The sequence below is a fragment of the Mesotoga sp. HF07.pep.5.2.highcov genome, assembly GCF_003666285.1.
Taxonomy (GTDB): Bacteria; Thermotogota; Thermotogae; order Petrotogales; family Kosmotogaceae; genus Mesotoga; species Mesotoga prima.
Genome location: NZ_JFHJ01000679.1, coordinates 1 through 2,438 on the forward strand (window position 1 = coordinate 1; position 2,438 = coordinate 2,438).

Below are 2,438 nucleotides of genomic sequence, written 5' to 3' on the forward strand. Positions count from 1 at the left end.
GGCATATATTCGCTGGTTTTCAACATCTACATCTATTCCGCGGACAGCCTTCACATTTCCACTGTAAGTTTTTTGGAGATTTCTGATTCTTAGAGTCAATTGATCTCTTTCCATATCTTCTCAATCACCTCCAGGAGCCTCTCCAGAGAGATTCCCGATTTCTTCATGCGTAGTAGGGGCTCCCTTAGTTCAGCAGAGAGATTTTCAAAGACAGAGTCTCTGACCTGATCTCTGTTACTGACTACTATATACCCCAATCCCTGTCTCGCCATGATTATGCCTTCCATTTCTAGTTCCCTGTAGGCCCTGGCGACAGTGTTGGGATTCACCCTTATTTGGGAGGCCATTTCACGGATTGAGGGAAGAGTATCCCCTTCCTTAAGTCTCTCCTTAAGGATCTCTTCCCTCACCCCCTCTTGATTTGATCATATATTGGTAACGGGGACCTTATGTCGATGTCAAACCACACATTATCACCTTCTGTATTGCCTCAGCCATGTTAGTGACGCTTCTCGGTGAACGGAGAACCTTTCAACGGCAAACCTCTTTCTCTTGCTCTTACGAACCCCCTACCTGCTGTTACCGACCACGTTTTCTGAAAAGTCACTCCAACTCCTTAATCCATTCGACAATCAGGTCAATCAATTCAGCGGAGACATAACCTGGCCTGTTATATTCTTCAACGCTCTTTATCTTTCCGTTTGTTTCCATGAAGAGATGATTCAAGCCTTCAAGCAATTCGAGTGTGACATTGGGCCTGTCTCCAAGTTCCTCGACAAAGATGTCGAAGTAGTGTTTGGGGCTCTGAAAATCCAGTTCGGCATTTGCAATCAATACAGGTAGCTCAGTTTTCTCCAGTACAGGCATACAGAAATATCTGTCGAGGCTGTAGTAGTATGCTGCTGTAAGCCCTGGGGATAGCTCCGTTTCTTCAGGGATTTCTCCATTCAGTAACTGAGTGAAGAACTCGATTGTCTGAGCTTTCTGTTCTTCCGTCATTTGATCGCCGGCTAGATCGAGATTCTGATCCAAACTTATTTGAGCGAGTTTGACTGGAGAACCGGCAAGAACTACGACACCATCGACTCCAGCCTCTTCAGCAATCCATGGAGCGACCATTCCACCCATAGAATGTCCGACGAGGTAAATCCCGCTGAACTGGGGAATTGACTTCATCTGTTCGATGACGACCAGAGCGTCGTCCACGTATTCCGCTTCGGCAGTGGTTCCGATTTCATCCATTTTATCCGGGTAGACCAGGTACTTCTTCGGATATCTAAGCGTCGCAATTCCCTTCGATGCAAGTCCCACTGCGATGTCTCTGTAAGGCTTGTTCGGGCCCAAAGTTCCATCGATGTCGAGTGTTCCCGATCCCTGCAATATGATCACCAACGGGTATGATTCCAGACCATTAGGGACCATAAGTTTTGCAGGAAGATAGTATGGTTCCTTGCCTACGGTGATATCTTGTTCCGTGTAGGCTGAAGGGTCGGCATAATCGGGTAACTCCCTTTCAGAATATGCTGATTGACGGAAATAGAACCCCGCCACCTTTTCGTCCTTATCGAGAGTGACTGTAATGTCAAAGATTCCATTTGCAAACCTGCATGCCAGAACAAAGGAGATCATTCCGTCACTCTTTGATGATTCCAGATTCAGGACTTCTTCGAACTCACCGGCCATGCTGACAATATTCGCATATGCCCCTTTTAAAGCCTCAGGGCTTAGACTTGCCTTAACCTGCTCGGTCTGAAGCTCGAAGATCTCTTCGAATTTTCCAGAGAAGAATCCATTTATATAGGTGTCGACTACTTCATTTCCGGTTTCAATCATTACTGTCTCCGTTTCGGGCTCCACGTAAGAAGATGGCCTAATGAAGAATCCTGCCACCTTTTCTTCGGCGTCCAGAGTAATTATCACATCGAATATTCCCGCCTTGAATTCGCAGGCAAATAAGTATGACACAAGATCGCCTTGAGGTACTTCGTTTATGTCTAGGACCCGGAGGAAGTCACCAACCTGCATCCGCAATTGCCCTCTGAGATTTCTCATGGCGGAAAGCGGTTGCGCCTTCTTCATCTCGGCATTCTGCAACTCATAAGCTTCGGGATATTTCCCGTTGAAGAAACTGTTGAAGTACTGTTCCGCTACATCAATCGAAGCGAAAGATAGAACCGATGCAATTAAAACCGTACTAACTAGAATCCTTCTAAACATTTTTCTTCCTCCTTAACAATTAGCTACAGTACGTTCTCTTTTAATGGTCAAGATCGATGTTTACCGCCAGTTCGGTGTTGACCGGCTCCCTTCACAGACAAAGAAGAGCAGATAGATGCTTTAAAGAGCCGTCCTTCGTTGATCATGTACACGCCCTTGGACTAGATCGAAAACCAGATCCCGGATCAAGTTCGGGATGACAGTGTTAGGTAATTACGATA

Annotated in this window: 2 protein-coding genes; both read right to left on the reverse strand. The window is 46.1% G+C overall.

Annotated features, from left to right (window positions below):
* Nucleotides 1-95: 95 nt before the first annotated feature.
* Nucleotides 96-410 carry a GntR family transcriptional regulator gene (locus tag BG32_RS14530; protein WP_259459784.1) on the reverse strand — a complete coding sequence of 105 codons (315 nt, stop codon included), beginning with the start codon at nt 408-410 and terminating at the stop codon, nt 96-98.
* A gap of 193 nt (nt 411-603) precedes the next feature.
* Entirely contained in the window at nt 604-2,217 is a 1,614-nt protein-coding gene (locus tag BG32_RS14535; RefSeq protein ID WP_014730090.1) for a DUF3887 domain-containing protein, read from the reverse strand.
* Nucleotides 2,218-2,438: the final 221 nt, after the last annotated feature.